This window comes from Anaerosalibacter bizertensis (assembly GCF_009696605.1).
GTDB classification, from domain to species: domain Bacteria; phylum Bacillota; class Clostridia; order Tissierellales; family Sporanaerobacteraceae; genus Anaerosalibacter; species Anaerosalibacter bizertensis.
Genome location: NZ_VULR01000008.1, coordinates 61,618 through 78,652, shown reverse-complemented (window position 1 = coordinate 78,652; position 17,035 = coordinate 61,618). Strand labels below are relative to the sequence as shown.

Sequence of the window (17,035 nt, the reverse complement as noted above, 5' to 3'; positions counted from 1 at the left end):
ATATTGCACATATGCATTAAGTTTTTAATTGAATTTATTATCTAATACTTATTATAGTACTATTTTGCATAAAAATAGTTACAGACTAGTTACATCTTACTCCCCTTTCAATTTTTTAAAAAAGTTTAGATATTTTTTAACAAAACCTATTGATTTTAAATCTATTATGTATTATCATGTATTTGATAATGATTATCATTTTCGAAAAAGTTCGGATAAGGAGGATGAAAATGAAAAGTTTAGATGAAATGCCTTTAGGCTCAAAAGCTAAAGTTAAACAGATATCAAAAAATACTTCTGTTAGAAGAAGGCTTATGGATATGGGGGTAGTTCCAGGGGTAGAAATAGAAATTAAAGGTAAGGCTCCTTTAGGTGATCCTATTGAAATATTATTAAGAGGATATAAACTTACTTTAAGAAAAAATGAAGCTGCTAATATAATAGTAGAATAGCTTTAGGAGGTGAAAATATGAACAATATGCCTTTAAGTTTTTTTAACACTGGTGAAAAAGGTACGGTTGAAAATATTTTAGGTGGCGAAAAAGTATCTAAAAGATTATATGAAATGGGGTTTAACAAAGGAACGGAAGTAAAAGTTATGAAAAATGATGCAGGCCCTATTATCGTTTCCCTGTCTGGCTATAAAATTGCCTTGGGACGTGGACTTGCTCAAAAAATACTGATTAATAAACAATAATTAGTTTGTATATTATTTTTTTAAAATGTGATTGATAATGATTATTAATTGATTAGGAGGCGAATACTTTGAACACAATTGCATTAGTTGGAAATCCTAATAGTGGAAAAACCACCTTATTTAATGCTCTTACAGGAACTAATCAGCATGTAGGAAATTGGCCTGGAGTTACTGTAGAGAAAAAAGAAGGAACCCTTGACTTTAACGGTAAAAAATACAATATAGTAGATTTACCTGGAACCTATAGTTTAGGGGCCTATTCTGAAGATGAGGTTGTTGCTAGGGATTTTATTATGAAGGATGATCCAGATATAGTTATAAATGTAGTGGATGCAACAAATATTGAAAGAAATTTATATCTTACCACCCAGCTATTAGAAATGGGTACAAAGGTTATTATTGCTTTAAATATGATGGATGAAGCTAAAGAAAAAAATATTTCCATAGATATAAAGAAACTTTCAAAAGAATTAGGGGTACCTGTTATAGCTACAGTAGCTTCTAAAAAGAACGGAATAGATGATTTAGTTAAAGAAGCCATTGATTTCATGGGAAGAGAAAAAACATCTCAAAATAAGATAGATTACGGAAAAGATATTGATCTAGAAATTAATAGACTTAAAGAAGTTATAGAAAATGCTAATTTAAATACTGGTTATCCTTCAGAATGGATTGCTATCAAACTTCTTGAAGGTGATGAGTATATTTCTAAAATAATAGATAAAAATATTCTTAACATAGCTCAAAAAAGTAGCGATACTATTGCAGTTGCAGCTATGGAACCTGAACTTATAATAGTTGATAAAAGATATGAATTTATCGGAAATATAGTTAATAAAGCTGTTAAAAAACCTAAGGAAGAAGTAATTACTAAGTCGGATAAAATTGATAAAGTTTTAACCCACAAATGGTTTGGTCTTCCTATATTTGCTCTCATAATGCTTGCTGTATATCAGTTAACTTTTGCCATAGGAGAAGATATTCTTCAAGAAGGTTTAAACGCTGGAATGGAAGCTCTTACCGAGGCTATTGAAGGCTTTCTTATTAGTGTAAATGCTCCAGAATTATTAACAGCTTTTATCACCGATGGAATACTTGGAGGGGTTGGAGCAGTTGTTGAATTTGTTCCATTAATAATGGTTTTATACTTATTACTTGGAATTTTAGAAGACAGTGGATATATGGCAAGAGCTGCCTATGTTATGGATAGAATAATGCGTTCTGTAGGACTTCATGGAAAGACTTTTATATCTATGTTGGTTGGCGTTGGATGTAATGTTCCTGGAATAATGGCTACAAGAACTTTGGATAGCAAAAAAGATAGAATGATAGCTATTTTAATAAATCCTTTTATTTCTTGCGGAGCTAGACTGCCTATATATTTAGTATTTATATCTGCTTTCTTCCCTAAACATAAAGCTCTTATATTATTTTCTATATATGCTTTTGGATTTTTAGTAGCTATAATTATGGGTAAAATATTCAGTAAAACATTATTTGAAGGAGAATCCTCTTATTTTGTCATGGAATTACCTCCTTATAGGATTCCTACTTTAAAAGGTACCCTTCTTAATATGTGGGATAAAGTAAGTTCCTTCTTAAAAAGGGCTGGTACTGTAATATTTGCTGTTGTAACTGTCCTTTGGGTACTATCTGTCCTACCATATGGAGTAGAACCTTATAGTGAAGCTAGTATACTAGGAAAAATAGGAACTTTCATTGCTCCTATATTTAAACCAGCAGGCTTTGGTACATGGCAAGCATCAGTAGGATTGTTTGCAGGTATTGTTGCTAAAGAAGCCGTTGTTGCTACACTTGGTATGGTATATGCAGGTGTTGAAGAAGGTGCTAAACTAATATCAGCAGTTCAAGGAGCTTTTACACCACTAAGTGCAATATCCTTTATGGCTATGACTTTATTATACACACCATGTGCTGCAGTAATTGGCACTATAAAACGAGAAACAAATTCAACTAAATGGGCAGCATTTACAGCATTCTATACTTTTGCAATTGGTTGGATAGTATCAGTACTTATATTCCAAATTGGTAGATTGTTCGGATTAAGTTAAGGAGATGATCATATGTTAGTAGATATGTTAAAAGAAATCAACAATATGGAGGCTTTTTCTAAGAAAGCATTAGCAAATAAACTAAATACTAGTGAAAGTATGATTGAACATCTTTTAACTCAATTAAAAAGGATGGGATATATTGAAGAGGAAGAAATGCCTAACAATTTTTGCAATAAAAAATGTGCAGGTTGCAATATAAAATGTTCTGTAAATATAGCAAATAGCCTTTATATTACAGACAAAGGTAAAAAGCTATTAACTTCTAAATAATAATATCTAAAATTAAGAAGCAATTATAATTGCTTCTTAATTTTTTTAGCCAATATTTATAATTTTCTGAAAAAACACTTTACAATTCTATTATATTAATATACAATTAATATAAATAGAACCAATAATCTTTACTGGCCATTCATCAATAAGCTTTTTGTCCCTTGGTCCCCTTGTATTTAGATAGATGGCCAATTATTATATATTACTTTACACTTTATAAAAATTAATTTAATCTTTAAGCTTTTTATAAAACAAGAAAAGGAGAATTAACAGATTGGAAAAAATAGATTTTTGCTGTTCAAAGGCTAGTATGGTTATAAGGTTCTATTTACTTGATTAACGGGTGGCCCTAATTAGGAGAATTGGAGTCATCCGTTTTTATTTTTAGTAGTATAATGTTGAATTTTTTCATATTTCCAAATATAATTGAAGTAACAAAATAATTTTAAAAGGAGATTTGACATGACCAATATTGATTGGAAAGATAAGAAGAACTTAACAATGCTTGCAGACTTTTATGAGTTTACTATGGCTAATGGGTACTTTGAATGTGGAATGGAAGACAAGATAGCCTACTTTGATATGTTTTTTAGAGCTATTCCTGACAATGGTGGTTTTGCTATAATGGCAGGAGTAGAACAACTTATTGAATACTTAAAAAACTTAAAATTCCAAGAAGAAGATATTGAATATTTTAGGAGTAAAAATCTATTTAGCGAAGAATTCTTAGATTATCTAAGAAACTTCAAATTTGAATGTGATGTATGGGCTGTTCCTGAAGGCACTCCTATATTCCCTCATGAGCCTATAGTTACAGTTAGAGGCCCTATAATACAAGCACAGATAGTAGAAACTATGGTTCTATTAACTATAAATCATCAAAGTCTTATTGCAACTAAAGCTAATAGGATAGTTAGAGCAGCTAAAGGTAGATCTGTAATGGAATTTGGTTCTCGTAGAGCCCAAGGATATGAAGGGGCTATTTTGGGAGCTAGAGCTGCTTATATTGGAGGATGTATAGGTACGGCATGCACTATAGTTGATAGAGATTTTGAGGTACCTGCACTAGGTACAATGGCCCATAGTTGGGTACAAATGTTTCCTACTGAATTAGACTCCTTTAAAGCATATGCAAGACTATATCCAAATAGTTGTGTGCTTTTAGTAGATACTTATAATGTTTTAGAGTCTGGAGTTCCAAATGCTATAAAAGCTTTTAATGAAGAAGTTGTTCCTAGAGGCTATAGACCAAAAGGCATTAGAATAGATAGTGGAGATATTGCTTATCTTTCAAAAGAAGCAAGGAAAATGCTAGACGAAGCTGGATTTGAAGACTGCCCTATTGTAGCTAGTAGTTCTCTTGATGAGTATGTGATTAGGGAACTTTTAAACCAAGGAGCTAAAATAGATTCCTTTGGAGTTGGGGAAAGACTTATAACAGCTAAGTCTGAACCAGTATTTGGTGGAGTATATAAATTAGCAGCTATAGAAAAAGATGGAAAAATAATTCCTAAAATAAAGGTTAGTGAAAACGTTGGTAAAATAACTATTCCTGGTTTCAAACAAGTATATAGACTCTTTGATAGAGATAGTGGAAAAGCTATAGCAGATGTTATTACACTTCATGATGAAGTTATAGATGATTCCAAACCTTATGAAATATTCCATCCTATATATACTTGGAAACGCAAAACCATAACAAATTTCTATGCAAAGAAACTTTTAGTTAAAATATTTGATGGTGGAGAATCAGTATATGAAAGTCCAAATATAGAGGATATTAGAAATTATTGTGGTGAACAAATAAATACCCTTTGGGAAGAAGTACGTCGTTTTGAAAAACCTCATAAATATTTTGTAGACTTATCTGAATCTCTATGGACTATTAAAAATCAACTATTAGAAAAACATAAATAAGAAAAATAAAAAATCCTAGATATCTAGGATTTTTTATTTTAACTTTTTATAGTTTGCCTTATATTTCTTTATATCTTTTTTATCTACTTCTTTGTTTCCATATCTTGTATCTATATAGATATTTCTAAACTCTTTTAAGACTTCACTACTATATAGTATTTCTGCTTTATCATTTATTTCTTCCGTTGTATTATGTTTTTTTATAATAATATTGTTTTCCATACATTTATTTAAAAACTTAATATAATAATATCTTACAAGCTCTTTTCCCTTTTTAGGTATTAATAGTTTCCTTCTTGATTTTTTCCTATTTATTTTAATAAATTCTTTTTCTTCTACATACCCTTCTTTTTCAGAGCTTTTTTGTTTAGTTTCTTTGAACATTCTCCATATTATATATAGGACTATTCCAATAAGAAATATTTTAAATACAATCTCAAATATTAACTTAATAGTAGGAGAAATTCCTTTAGTTGTTATTTCTAAAATTTCTTCAGATATCTGTTCAGATTCTTGAGGTTTTATCTCTTCTATATTATTTGATGAAAAACGCTTTTTGAATATATTTATTATGAATACAACTAAATAAGCAACTCCAATAATAAGCCAACGAAATACTTTGGATAATATTTCCACCAAAGCAATATAAATGTTTTTTAAAATAAGAAGTATTCCATTTAATAGTTTTTCTGAACTTCCAATTATAGAAAATATAATAATACCAATAAAGTATTTTAAATTCTGTCTATTTATTTCTTTCATATCCCTATTATGTTCTAAATGTCTTAAACTACGGAGTAGTACAACCCCTGATAAAAAGTATATAATCATAAAAAGCCCAGAGTTTTTATTAATATAAGATATGGTTTCTGTTAGAAATGAAAAGAAAATCATGACCATAAAAACAGTAAGACCTCTTTTAAATTCTTCAGTAGTAAAAACTACTGTATCTATTCCTTCATATTTATATAGATAAAAATATATAGACACAACTATAATAGTGACAAACAGTATAGATATATATTCTTTAAATAATATAAAAAAAGGAATCAATAAAAGGCCTACTAAAATATAAGGTTTTCTTTTTCCCTTTAGATAAAAACCAAAACAAGTAACTAATATTGTCCATATATATATGATTATATGTACTGATAGAATTCTTGAAAAATTTGAAATTATGTGGTATGGAAAAAAATAAGTTGCTATGGCAAAAACAAAGGAAAGTCTTACCATTATATTGAGAAGTTTTATTCCTATCATTCTTTCTCCCTCACATATTTAATTATGGAATCATCCAAAAGATCTAAATTTTCACAGTCTAAAGAAATAAGAACCAGTCTATTTGCCATTTTATTTAATCTTTTTACAGGCTCTATATAAGAGCTTAAAACTTTCGGTGTAATGACTATATAAGTGGTATGTTTTTCATTTTTTCTCATCTGCTTTTCAATCAATTCTTCAAAAGAATAGTGTATATTATAAGAAACTCTACCTAATGTCTCTAATATATAATCTAAATGGGTTGTACCAATTCCTGGATATATTAAACTTTCTCCATAATTAAATCCATTTATTTGAGAATTTGTTGCAAACCCATAGGGAACTTTTTCTTTTTCAAACTCTTCTATAACCCCTCTAGATAAAGATATAGATTCTTCAATACTCTCTTTATTTATATCTGCCCAAAAAGGTTTACTGGACTCGATATTCAAAATAAGCATTACATTGTTATCCGTTGTAAAATCAAAGTTTTTAACCATAAGCTTCCCATATCTTAAAGAAGAATTCCAGTGAATATATTTTTGAGGCTCCCTTCCTGTATACTCTCTAATTCCTATAGTCATTAAAGGATCATCAATTATCCATCTTTTAACAGATATATCTCCATTATAATCTCCATAAGCTACTAAAGATTCAGCTATGTTGAGACTTTTAGGAAGCACTACTAACTCTTGAAGATATTCGATTTCTCTATACTCAGTATTAGAACCTAAGAAATCTCCTACTGACAGAGAAGCATTTCTCAATATATGCACCCCTCTTTCCCTTCCCATCATAGTATAGGTCCTTTTTATCCTTTGATAAGGCATGAGAAACATATTTGTATCATGATACAAATATCCACTTGTTTGAATAGGGTTTGCTTTGAATTTATATTGAAAGCTATCTGGAAAATGTTCTGTCACTTTTAAAAAAGTTACAGGTAGAGGTTTTCTATTTTCAACTATCATAGTTATTTTGAACTCTTCACCTATTTCAACATTTGTTTTAGATATCTTTCTATAGTATTCTATTCCTTTAAACCCGTATTTTATAGTTAATTTATTTAATAAAAAAGTAAATATTAATATTAAAATATAAAACCAAAGCATATAATCCTCCTAAAGTTCTTCCACAGGTACTTTTATATGGTTAAGGATATTGGAAAGTATATCTTTGCTAGTTTTTATATCACTTGCTCCTCTTATTAAGATTCTATGGTTGAATACATAGGGGCATAGTTCTTTTACATCTTCTGGAATGATATAATCTCTTCCATTTATAGCTGCATAACTTTGACAAGCCTTAAATAAAGCTATACTTCCCCTAGGACTTACTCCTAACTGAATCTTACTGTTATTTCTAGTAGCCTCTACTATATCTAAAATATAGTCCATAACATCTTCTGTGATTTTTACTTTTCCATAATTATTAAGTACATAATCTAATTCATCTTGGGATACTATTGTAGGAAGATCGTCTATTATATTGGATGATGGTTTTCTAAATATTACTTCTTTTTCTTCTTCTCTTGTAGGATAGCCCATACTAATTCTCATAAAAAACCTATCCAACTGGGCTTCTGGCAAAGGGAAGGTTCCATAAGATTCTACTGGATTTTGAGTAGCCAATACCATAAAAGGAATATTTAATACTCTAGTTTCTCCATCTACTGTTATTTGTTTTTCTTCCATAGCTTCTAAAAGGCTGGACTGGGTTCTAGGAGTTGCTCTATTTATTTCATCTGCCAATACAATATTTGCAAATAATGGCCCTGGTCTAAATTGAAAATCATCTATTTTTTGATTGAAATAGTTTATACCTGTAATATCTGAAGGCAATAGATCTGGGGTAAATTGAATTCTTTTGAAAGGTAATCCTAATGTTTTAGCAAAAGCTTTAACTAGCATAGTCTTCCCTACACCAGGAATATCTTCTAATAATACATGTCCACCTGATATTAATGCTACTATTAATAATTCAATTATATTATCTTTTCCAATTACAACTTTGGATACATTTTTAATAATTTTAGCTTTAAAATCTACAAAAATTTTATTGTCCATAATTTCCCTCCAATATTTATTCTATTATATTAGTTCGATAATTAAGACAATTCTCCTTTTTTAAAAAGTAAAAAAACATCCTTTTAGTAAGGATGTTTTAATCTATTTTTTCCCCTTAACTCTCTTGAGTCTAAAAAAGTCTTCTCTTTCCTTTTCTTCTAAAACTTCTCCAATAACTTTTATTTCTTTTGTGTATTTAGGAATTTGGATTTTTTCCAATGCATTGGCTCTTTTTTGAGTTTTTTCTATTTCTGTAGCCAACTTGTAAACAGAATTTTCTATTTCTGCTAATTTATAAATAAGGTATCTTATCTTTATAAAAGACAATACTGCCATATCAAAAGTAGGATTGGTCCTAAAGAAATCATATTCTGTAGAAAAAGGTTCTTCTTCGTATTTTATATAAGGAATCTCTACCCCCATGATACTTTTAAAAAGTATATCAAAACCTTCTTCTTTTTCTAATGACATGGCTATCTCTTCTACCGAATCTGAACCCATAGTTATATTAGCAAACTGTAGTTTTTTATATGCTTCTTGAAAAGCTATATTTATTTCATTTTCTATTTTATTAGCACTTTCAATTAGAGCCATCATTTCCCTTATGAGAACTGTTCTCTTTTTATCTAACAGCTCATAACCTTTCTTAGAGAACTCTAAAGAATTTTTAGCTTTAATTAAATTAGCTTTTGTAGGGGTCATTTTATATACTGGCATATTATCACCTATTTTTAATATGTTTTTCTATTAATTTAGAATCTAACCTATCTAACTCTTCTATTGGTAGGATAGATAACAATTCCCAACCTATGTTTAAAGTATCTTCTATGTCCCTATCATCGTTAAAATCTTGATTTACAAATACTTCTTCAAACTTCCTGCCAAATTCTAAATACCTTTTATCTTTATCTGATAAATCATCTTCTCCTATTATTTGGGCAAGGGATCTTACTTCTTGAACTTTTGAATAGGAAGAAAAAAGTTGATTTGATACATCTGGATGATCTTCTCTTGTAAATCCTTCCCCTATACCATCCTTCATTAACCTTGAAAGTGATGGCAGTACATTTACAGGTGGATAAATATTCTTTTGATATAATTCTCTTGAAAGAACTATTTGTCCCTCTGTTATGTATCCAGTTAGATCTGGAATAGGATGGGTAATATCATCATTAGGCATAGTAAGTATAGGTATCAATGTAATTGAACCACTTTTATCCTTCAACATTCCTGCCCTTTCATATAGACTTGCTAAATCTGAATAGAGATATCCAGGATATCCTCTCCTACTAGGTACTTCCTCTCTTAGTGAAGATATCTCTCTTAGCGCTTCTCCATAACTTGTAATATCGGTCATTATAACTAATATATGCATATTTTGTTCAAAAGCTAGGTATTCAGCTGCTGTAAGAGCAGCTCTTGGAGCTATAATTCTCTCCATAATAGGATCATCTGCATAGTTTATATACATAACTACCCTATCTAATACATGGGATTTTCTAAAAGTTTCTCTGAAAAAATGGGCCTCATCATGTTTCACTCCCATAGCTGCAAATACTATTCCAAACCTTGTATCTCTTCCATCTTTAGCCTTTATCTTTGCCTGCCTTACAATTTGAGCTGCCAATTCATTGTGTGGAAGGCCATTTCCAGAAAATATAGGAAGTTTTTGTCCTCTTATTAATGTCATAAGTCCATCTATTGAAGAAATTCCTGTTTGAATATAATTTCTTGGATACTCCCTTGCTACTGGATTTATAGGTCTTCCATTAACATTGTAACTTTCTCTAGAGTATATCTCTCCCATTCCGTCTATAGGCTTTCCTATGCCATTAAAAGTTCTTCCTAAAATATCTTTTGACAATGATATCTCAAAAGGTTTCCCTTTAAATCCCACCTTAGTATTTTTAGTAGATATGCCTGTTGTAGAACCAAAAACTTGAACTATTACACTATCTTCCTCTATCTTTATAACCCTTCCAAGTTTTTTATTCCCATTATTATTTTCTATTTCTACTACTTCACCATAGCCTACATTGTGAGTATTTGAAAGCTCTATCAATGCTCCTTCAATTCTATCTAATTGTAAATACTCCTTCTTCATATTATCTACCTCTCTACCTAGAGTATTTTGCATCTAAATCATTGTAAAAATTATCTATTTGTTCATTTAATTCAACAATTCCATCTAAATTATTATTTGGAATATTGTATTTCATCTTAATAATATCCTCAAATAATTTGTTATCCTTTATCTGAGAAATTGGTATTCCCTTCTCAATTGAATTCAATCCTCTTTCATAGAGATGGTCTATTGTCTTTAACATTTGAATTTGTTTTTTCAATGGGACAAATGTATCTTCTTTATGAAAAGCATTTTGTTGTAAAAAGCCTATCTTTATCACCCTTGCTATCTCAAGGATAAATCTCTGTTCATCTGGAAGTACATCTTCCCCTACCAATGAAACTAAATCTTTAAGCCTATTTTCTTCATATAAAAGCTTCAACATTTTTCCTCGAAGCTCTTTTACATCTTCATCTAATTCTCTACTATAGAAATCTTTGAGCATTTCTACATATCCACTATAACTTGTAAGCCAATTTATAGCTGGATAATGTCTAGAATATGCTAATTCTCTATCAAGGGCCAAAAATACATTTACAAACCTTTTTGTATTTTCTGTAACTGGTTCTGAAAAATCTCCACCTGCTGGTGACACAGCCCCTATAATAGTTACAGACCCTTCTTCATTGTTTAAATTTTTTACATATCCTGCTCTTTCATAGAACTCTGCAAGCCTAGTAGGTAGATAAGCAGGATATCCTTCTTCAGCTGGCATTTCCTCAAGTCTGCCAGAGATTTCCCTTAAAGCTTCAGCCCACCTAGAAGTAGAATCTGCCATTATGGCTACATGATATCCCATATCTCTAAAATACTCAGCTATAGTTATTCCTGTATATATACTAGCTTCTCTGGCAGCTACAGGCATATTTGATGTATTAGCTATGAGGACTGTCCTTTCCATTATAGGTTTATTAGTTTTAGGGTCGATTAATTTCGGAAAATCTTCCAATACTTCAGTCATTTCATTGCCCCTTTCACCACAACCTATATACACTATAATATCTGCATCAGACCATTTTGCTAATTGATGTTGGGTCATAGTTTTTCCTGTTCCAAATCCTCCAGGAATAGCAGCAGTTCCTCCTTTAGCTATAGGAAAAAATATATCTAATACCCTTTGTCCTGTAATGAGTAATCTATCTATTGGCAATCTTTCTTTAACTGGTCTTGGTGTTCTAACAGGCCATTCCTGGTACATCTTTAACGAATGATTATACCCTTTTTCATCCTCTACTACTACTAACTCTTCTTCTATAGAATATTTGCCATTTTCTTTAATATTAACAACCTTTCCTCTAACTCCAAAAGGCACTATTAATTTATGGGTAATAAGGGATGTTTCTTCTACAGTTCCAAATACCTGACCTTCATTTATAAAATCCCCTACATTAACTAAAATATTTACTTCCCATAGCTTTTCTTCATCAAGGGATATAAGCCCTATGCCTTCTGGAATAAAGCTTCCAAAATCATTATTTATCTTTTTCAATGGCCTTTCTATACCATCAAACATATTTCCAAGTATTCCTGGTCCTAATTTGAGGCTCAAAGGTTTCCCTGTAGATACAATAGACTCTCCTTTTTTTAATCCTTCTGTCTCCTCATATACTTGTATGATACCAGTCTCCCCATCAATGGAAATAACTTCACCTATAAGCTTTTTTTCGCCAACTAGCACCATCTCACGCATTTTAAATCCTGTCATCTCTACACCTCTAATAACAGGCCCGTTTATCATATCTACTTTTCCCAATATATCAGTCAAGAATATCACCTGCTTTTCCTAAGGTGCTATATAGTTCTTCTCCTATTAAGTATTTGTTTTCTTCTATTTTTCCCTTAAAGCTTTCATCTATTAAATATTTTTTATCTATATCAGAAACTATAAATCCTCCAATTATATCTTCATTGGCATTTTCAAAAGAAATTTTCTTACCTATTTCTATACCTACCTTAGCTATACTTCCACTAAGGCCAAGTCTATCCTCATTCTTCAAATAAATTATTATAGCCTCATCCTCTATATCTTTTAAAACTCTTCCTATTCCATCTAATAAATACTGGCTATATTCTTCAGAGTTTACAAAGTCTTTAGCTTTTTTCTCTAAAGATAATATAAGGTCATCTAACAACCCTTCTTTCTTAGTAAATATCCTTTTTCTAGCTTCTACTATTTCCTGAGAAATTAATTCATCTTTTTTCAATTCTCCATTTTTAATACTTTTTTCTATGATATCATCTTTTACTTTAAATAGTCTTTCTCTATGTTTATCTAAAGTCGCTTTATTCTTTTCTTCAATCTCATTTAATACTTTTAGACTTTCTTCTTTTTCTTTTTCTAGTACTATCTTATAAAATATATTTAGTTTATCTTCAATGGTAATCACAATGCCACCACCTTAAATTTTAATACCTATTGAATCTCTTATATATTTTGTAATAAAATCTTTATCCCTCATTCCATATCTATTAGGTATAGTAATTATTAAAGGGACTTTTTTTCTTAGCTTTATCTCCAAGACCTTATCTTTTACCTTGTTAAATGTATTTTCTGTAAGAATTATTATTCCTATATCCTTATTTTCAATAGCTTTATCTAATTCTTCAATTATGTCTTTGCTTTTTGTGGCTAAAACTCCATCTATTCCAGCAAGCCTAAGACCTACTATTGTATCTTTATTGTCGCTAATTAGAAATGATCTCATTTTCTACAGTCTCCCTAATATAAGGATTGACACTATAAGACCGTATATAGCTATACCTTCAGCTAATCCAACAAATATAAGGGTTTTCCCTAATATACCTGGTTCTTCTGATACAGCACCTAAGGCAGATGATCCTACTACTCCTACTGCATATCCTGCACCAATAGTTGCTAGTCCTGTAGAAAGGGCTGCTGCCATAAGGCCTAGTCCTGAAGGTGAACTAGCATTAGCTCCTTGGGCTTGAGAAAAGTTTGGTACAAATATAACAATAGCTGAAACTAATAGTGGTATAAATGCATATAGGTTAAAACAAAGTACCTTTTTAAGTTTACTTTTATTAGCTTCTACTCCCTTATATAGAAAATAAAACCCTGTTCCAATAGTCATTAAAACCATGATTGTAGTTGATATCATTATGAAAGTCATTTAATTTTCCTCCTATCTTTCAATTCTTATTGGCTTAAATTCAATACCTTCTCCTTTATAATACCTGCTAAACAATTCATAATACTGAAGCCTTAAACCTTGTATAAATACTATTAAGCCTTCAAGGCCTATTATGATTAAGTTTCCTAAAATCAAAACAATTACATTCCCTACTTGAGTACCTATCATTTCTCCTATAGTTTGAAAAGCTATAAATAGCCCTACATGGGTAAGGGCAAAGGCACCTACCCTTATAAAAGATACTGTGCCACTTAACATACTTAGAAGGGTTTCCAATATAGAAAAACTACTTTCTATATAATAACTTGAAGGGTCCTCTCCATATAATGGCCTCTTTCCTAAAATTAAATTGGATAATGGCTCTTTTAAAATCATTAAGGCAATAAAAACAATAGATAACACCAAACCTAATGTTTTAGGAATAATAGTCTTTCTAAGTACTACTCCACCTATAAGGAGCAATAAAAGTATATAGAACATAAATCCTACTAATCCGTCTTTTCCAAATAATCCATCCTTTAAATCTTTCCTCTTAATACTGTTTAACATGCTAAATATATAGCTTATAAACAACAAAAGTATTCCTATGGCTATAGCAGCTTTTAAAACTATATCTATATTTTCAAAGGGCCTGATTAAAAGGGCTGGAATTACATCCTCAAATCCAAAAAAAGCTCCATAAAGGGTCCCAAATATCATAGAGCTAATCCCTAATCTAGAAACTAAACCTCCAAACACTTTACTTCCTTTTTTTCTTGAAAGAATATATCCTCCCAAAAGGAGTACTAGTCCTTGACCTAAATCTCCAAACATTGCTCCAAATAAAAGCATATATGTAATACTCAAAAAAGGTGTTGGATCTAATTCATTATAAGAAGGTGTACCATACATCTTAACCAATGTTTCAAAAGGTCTAAATATTTTATTGTTCTTAAGTTTAGTAGGTGGGTTAGATTTTGAAATTTCACTTTCATCTTTAAATGTAATAAGTAATCCTTCATATTTAGCTAGAGCACCTTCTATATTGTTTTTATAGCTAGCTGGCACCCATGCTGAAAGGTAGAAAAATTTTTGGGAGCAGGCCATGTTTTCCTTTGCCTCTTCAATTTTTTCTGCCATCTGAACCTTACTCAGAAACTTTTGAACTTCATCTATATTATTCTTCTTTAACTCTTCTAGCTTTTTTTCTAGAGATTCTAATTTATCTTCAATTTCACTTTTCTTTACATGAAGATCCTCAATTATATTTTGTGGAGTACCAGAAAATTCTTCAGGAATATCTATCTTATTGAAATTTAGGGATCTTAAAATTCTAGTAGTCTCCTCTTCTAAGCTACTAGGATATATAATAAGATATACTTCTCCATTATCCCCAGTACCTGTATGAAGAACTGCTGCTAATATATTTTCATAATTCTTTTTCAATTTCAATCTATCTTCTTTTGTTAAAACCCCAAAGTCATAATTAAAATACTTTAAGTTTCTTAAGTCTTCCATATGAATTTCGGTATCTTGCAAATACATGAAATTCTTATAAGCTTTATTAATGCTTTCTAATTCATCCTCTAAAGATAATATCTCATCATATGTTAATATAATTTCTTCATAAATACTTTGAAAAGCCTTTATAGATTCCTCAAAATCATAATCTTCTTTTAAAGAATTTTTATCTAAATAAAGTTCTTCTTTAAATATACTATTTAATTTTTCTACCTTTTTTAAACAATCTTCACATTTTTCATCTTTAGGGAAAGATGATATGAAATTTAAATCTATAATCTTTTCAATATTTTCGTCTTTTACATTGAACATAAAGCTATTTTCTTCTATTTCTCTTAGAGCATTAACTAGACTAATACTTTCTAAAAGGATAAGATCCTTCAATACCTTATCTGCAATTCTTACATCTCCTACAATATTCATCATAGACATTTTTTCAACAGCCATTATCTATCATCACTTCCTTCAATTCTCCTTATGAGATACTTCTTTCCCTCTTCAAAAGATAGTCCATATTTTATAACTTCTATAGTAGAAAAAAGATCTCTCACTTCGTATTCCAATAGATGAATATAAGCTAAAGATACTGTAATATCTAATTTACCTTTCCTAAGTAATTCTAAGGATTGAAAATACAAATACCGTTCTATTCTTCTTTCCATATACAAATCTATATCTTGTTTAGTATCAAATAAAAAACTATATTTTGAATTTAATACCTTTTCTTTAAACTGTCTTTCATTAGAATAGCAAAGGGACTTTATATCCTTGCATTTAAATTCATGTCCATCTTGAATTGTATAGTTTATAAGCTCTTCAGGAATTAATTTATAAAATTTTATTCCTCTATAAATCCATTCCAAATTTAATAAATCAATATTTTTTCCAAGAAATTCCCTAAATAAAAGGCTATCCTTTTTATTTAATCCCATAGAATACTTTCTAAGAAGTGAAAAATATAATCTATCTAAATTCATTTCCATATAAAATAAAAGTCTTCTGTCTTCTTCAGTTAAATAAGGTTTTAATACTGGATAATATATTGTTTCTTTCAAGCTTTCTACAAATTTATTAAGTTCATTAATATCTTCTTTCCTTGATAGATTTCTCAAATGCAATTTTAAGTCTTCTATTTCATACCTAATAAATATAGTTTCAAATAGCTTTCTATAGTCATCTGTAAAATAATAAAGAAGCTTCTTATATTGGAGCACTATGTATTCCTTAAGTAACTTTTCTAAATCTCTCCTATGAATGTTTTTTATATTTACATCTTTTAAAACTACTTTATAATTTGTACTTTCTTTTAAATACTCGGCAATTTCCACTACATTTTTTTTATCAAAAAAATATATGAAATCCTCATCTGTCAAAAGATTTCCCTTTAAAACCCTTATCTTAGTATTTAATGCTGCAAATCGTCTTTCATTTTCCATGATTTCAGCCCCTTAAATTAACCATTAAAAACTTCATTAAAAATTTTATTCAATATTAGGCCTTTTTCTTCCCTATAAATCATTTCAATTTCCTTATTTATAGCTTTCTCTTTTTCTTCAATTTTTTTAATCTCTTCTTTTCCCTTTTCTAAGATTTTTTCATAAATGTTTTGTCCTTCAAGTTTTGCTTTCTTCATCATTTCTTCCTCTATTTTATCCATATTTTCTTTTAGTATTTTTGCATTTTCTTTTTTTATATTTTCAAGCTTTTCTTTTGTCTTTACAGTTTCACTATTAATATTTATTATTTCTTTTATTATATTTTCCAAATATATCACCTCATAATTATTTCATTATACTCCTCCAATAAATATTGTAAATTTAAAATTTAGACATTAATTAACTATATAAGCCTAAACTACTCCATCTTGATTTAGTTTTTGTAATAAATCACATAATATTACTAAAAATCTTCAATTATTTACTTTTATTTTCATTTTTTATTCTTGACATAAAAAAAGCACCCTTTTTTTA

Annotated in this window: 17 protein-coding genes; 5 read left to right on the top strand and 12 right to left on the bottom strand. The window is 29.6% G+C overall.

The annotated features are described in order from the left end of the window. The first annotated feature begins 230 nt into the window (after positions 1-230). The 5 genes from FYJ27_RS07130 to FYJ27_RS07110 all read left to right on the top strand — a co-directional run bounded on the left by FYJ27_RS07130 (position 231) and on the right by FYJ27_RS07110 (position 4,962). Positions 231-452 carry a FeoA family protein gene (locus FYJ27_RS07130; RefSeq protein WP_154484165.1) on the top strand — a complete coding sequence of 74 codons (222 nt, stop codon included), beginning with the start codon at positions 231-233 and terminating at the stop codon, positions 450-452. A 17-nt stretch (positions 453-469) separates the two neighbouring features. Then, the gene (locus FYJ27_RS07125) at positions 470-697 is read left to right on the top strand and encodes a FeoA family protein (RefSeq protein ID WP_154484164.1); all 228 of its coding nucleotides are present in this window, start codon (positions 470-472) and stop codon (positions 695-697) included. Positions 698-765: 68 nt separating this feature from the next. After that, positions 766-2,769: a ferrous iron transport protein B gene (feoB, locus tag FYJ27_RS07120; RefSeq protein WP_154484163.1), complete on the top strand. Its 2,004-nt coding sequence runs from the start codon at positions 766-768 to the stop codon at positions 2,767-2,769. Positions 2,770-2,781: 12 nt separating this feature from the next. Next, entirely contained in the window at positions 2,782-3,042 is a 261-nt protein-coding gene (locus FYJ27_RS07115) for a FeoC-like transcriptional regulator (RefSeq protein WP_154484162.1), read from the top strand. A 465-nt stretch (positions 3,043-3,507) separates the two neighbouring features. Beyond that, positions 3,508-4,962: a nicotinate phosphoribosyltransferase gene (locus FYJ27_RS07110; protein ID WP_154484161.1), complete on the top strand. Its 1,455-nt coding sequence runs from the start codon at positions 3,508-3,510 to the stop codon at positions 4,960-4,962. A 33-nt stretch (positions 4,963-4,995) separates the two neighbouring features. Here the strand turns inward: FYJ27_RS07110 and FYJ27_RS07105 are convergent, their stop codons facing one another. The 12 genes from FYJ27_RS07105 to FYJ27_RS07050 form a co-directional block, all read right to left on the bottom strand. Further along, positions 4,996-6,222: a hypothetical protein gene (locus tag FYJ27_RS07105; protein ID WP_154484160.1), complete on the bottom strand. Its 1,227-nt coding sequence runs from the start codon at positions 6,220-6,222 to the stop codon at positions 4,996-4,998. Next, entirely contained in the window at positions 6,219-7,334 is a 1,116-nt protein-coding gene (locus tag FYJ27_RS07100; protein WP_154484159.1) for a DUF58 domain-containing protein, read from the bottom strand. Before FYJ27_RS07100 ends, FYJ27_RS07105 begins: the two co-directional genes overlap by 4 nt. A gap of 9 nt (positions 7,335-7,343) precedes the next feature. Further along, on the bottom strand, positions 7,344-8,288 hold the full coding sequence (locus FYJ27_RS07095; RefSeq protein WP_154484158.1) for an AAA family ATPase: 945 nt from the start codon (positions 8,286-8,288) through the stop codon (positions 7,344-7,346). Between the two features lie 102 nt (positions 8,289-8,390). Further along, a complete protein-coding gene (locus FYJ27_RS07090) occupies positions 8,391-9,005 on the bottom strand; it encodes a V-type ATP synthase subunit D (RefSeq protein WP_154484157.1) in 615 nt (204 codons plus the stop codon). A gap of 4 nt (positions 9,006-9,009) precedes the next feature. After that, positions 9,010-10,392, bottom strand: coding sequence for a V-type ATP synthase subunit B (locus FYJ27_RS07085; RefSeq protein ID WP_154484156.1), 1,383 nt, complete (start codon positions 10,390-10,392; stop codon positions 9,010-9,012). 13 nt (positions 10,393-10,405) lie between these two features. Then, the gene (locus FYJ27_RS07080; RefSeq protein WP_154484229.1) at positions 10,406-12,151 is read right to left on the bottom strand and encodes a V-type ATP synthase subunit A; all 1,746 of its coding nucleotides are present in this window, start codon (positions 12,149-12,151) and stop codon (positions 10,406-10,408) included. A gap of 19 nt (positions 12,152-12,170) precedes the next feature. Continuing rightward, positions 12,171-12,800 (bottom strand): V-type ATP synthase subunit E, encoded by a 630-nt coding sequence (locus tag FYJ27_RS07075; RefSeq protein WP_154484155.1) that lies wholly within the window; start codon positions 12,798-12,800, stop codon positions 12,171-12,173. Between the two features lie 12 nt (positions 12,801-12,812). Next, complete coding sequence (locus FYJ27_RS07070) at positions 12,813-13,118, bottom strand: V-type ATP synthase subunit F (protein ID WP_154484154.1); 306 nt, start codon at positions 13,116-13,118, stop codon at positions 12,813-12,815. A 3-nt stretch (positions 13,119-13,121) separates the two neighbouring features. Continuing rightward, positions 13,122-13,544 (bottom strand): ATP synthase subunit C, encoded by a 423-nt coding sequence (locus FYJ27_RS07065; protein WP_154484153.1) that lies wholly within the window; start codon positions 13,542-13,544, stop codon positions 13,122-13,124. Positions 13,545-13,556: 12 nt separating this feature from the next. After that, the gene (locus FYJ27_RS07060; protein WP_154484152.1) at positions 13,557-15,512 is read right to left on the bottom strand and encodes a V-type ATP synthase subunit I; all 1,956 of its coding nucleotides are present in this window, start codon (positions 15,510-15,512) and stop codon (positions 13,557-13,559) included. Continuing rightward, positions 15,512-16,501, bottom strand: coding sequence for a V-type ATPase subunit (locus FYJ27_RS07055; protein WP_154484151.1), 990 nt, complete (start codon positions 16,499-16,501; stop codon positions 15,512-15,514). The genes FYJ27_RS07060 and FYJ27_RS07055 overlap by 1 nt, the downstream gene beginning before the upstream one ends. Positions 16,502-16,518: 17 nt before the next feature. Further along, positions 16,519-16,830, bottom strand: a complete 312-nt coding sequence (locus FYJ27_RS07050; RefSeq protein WP_154484150.1) for a hypothetical protein — start codon at positions 16,828-16,830, stop codon at positions 16,519-16,521. Between the last annotated feature and the right edge of the window lie 205 nt (positions 16,831-17,035).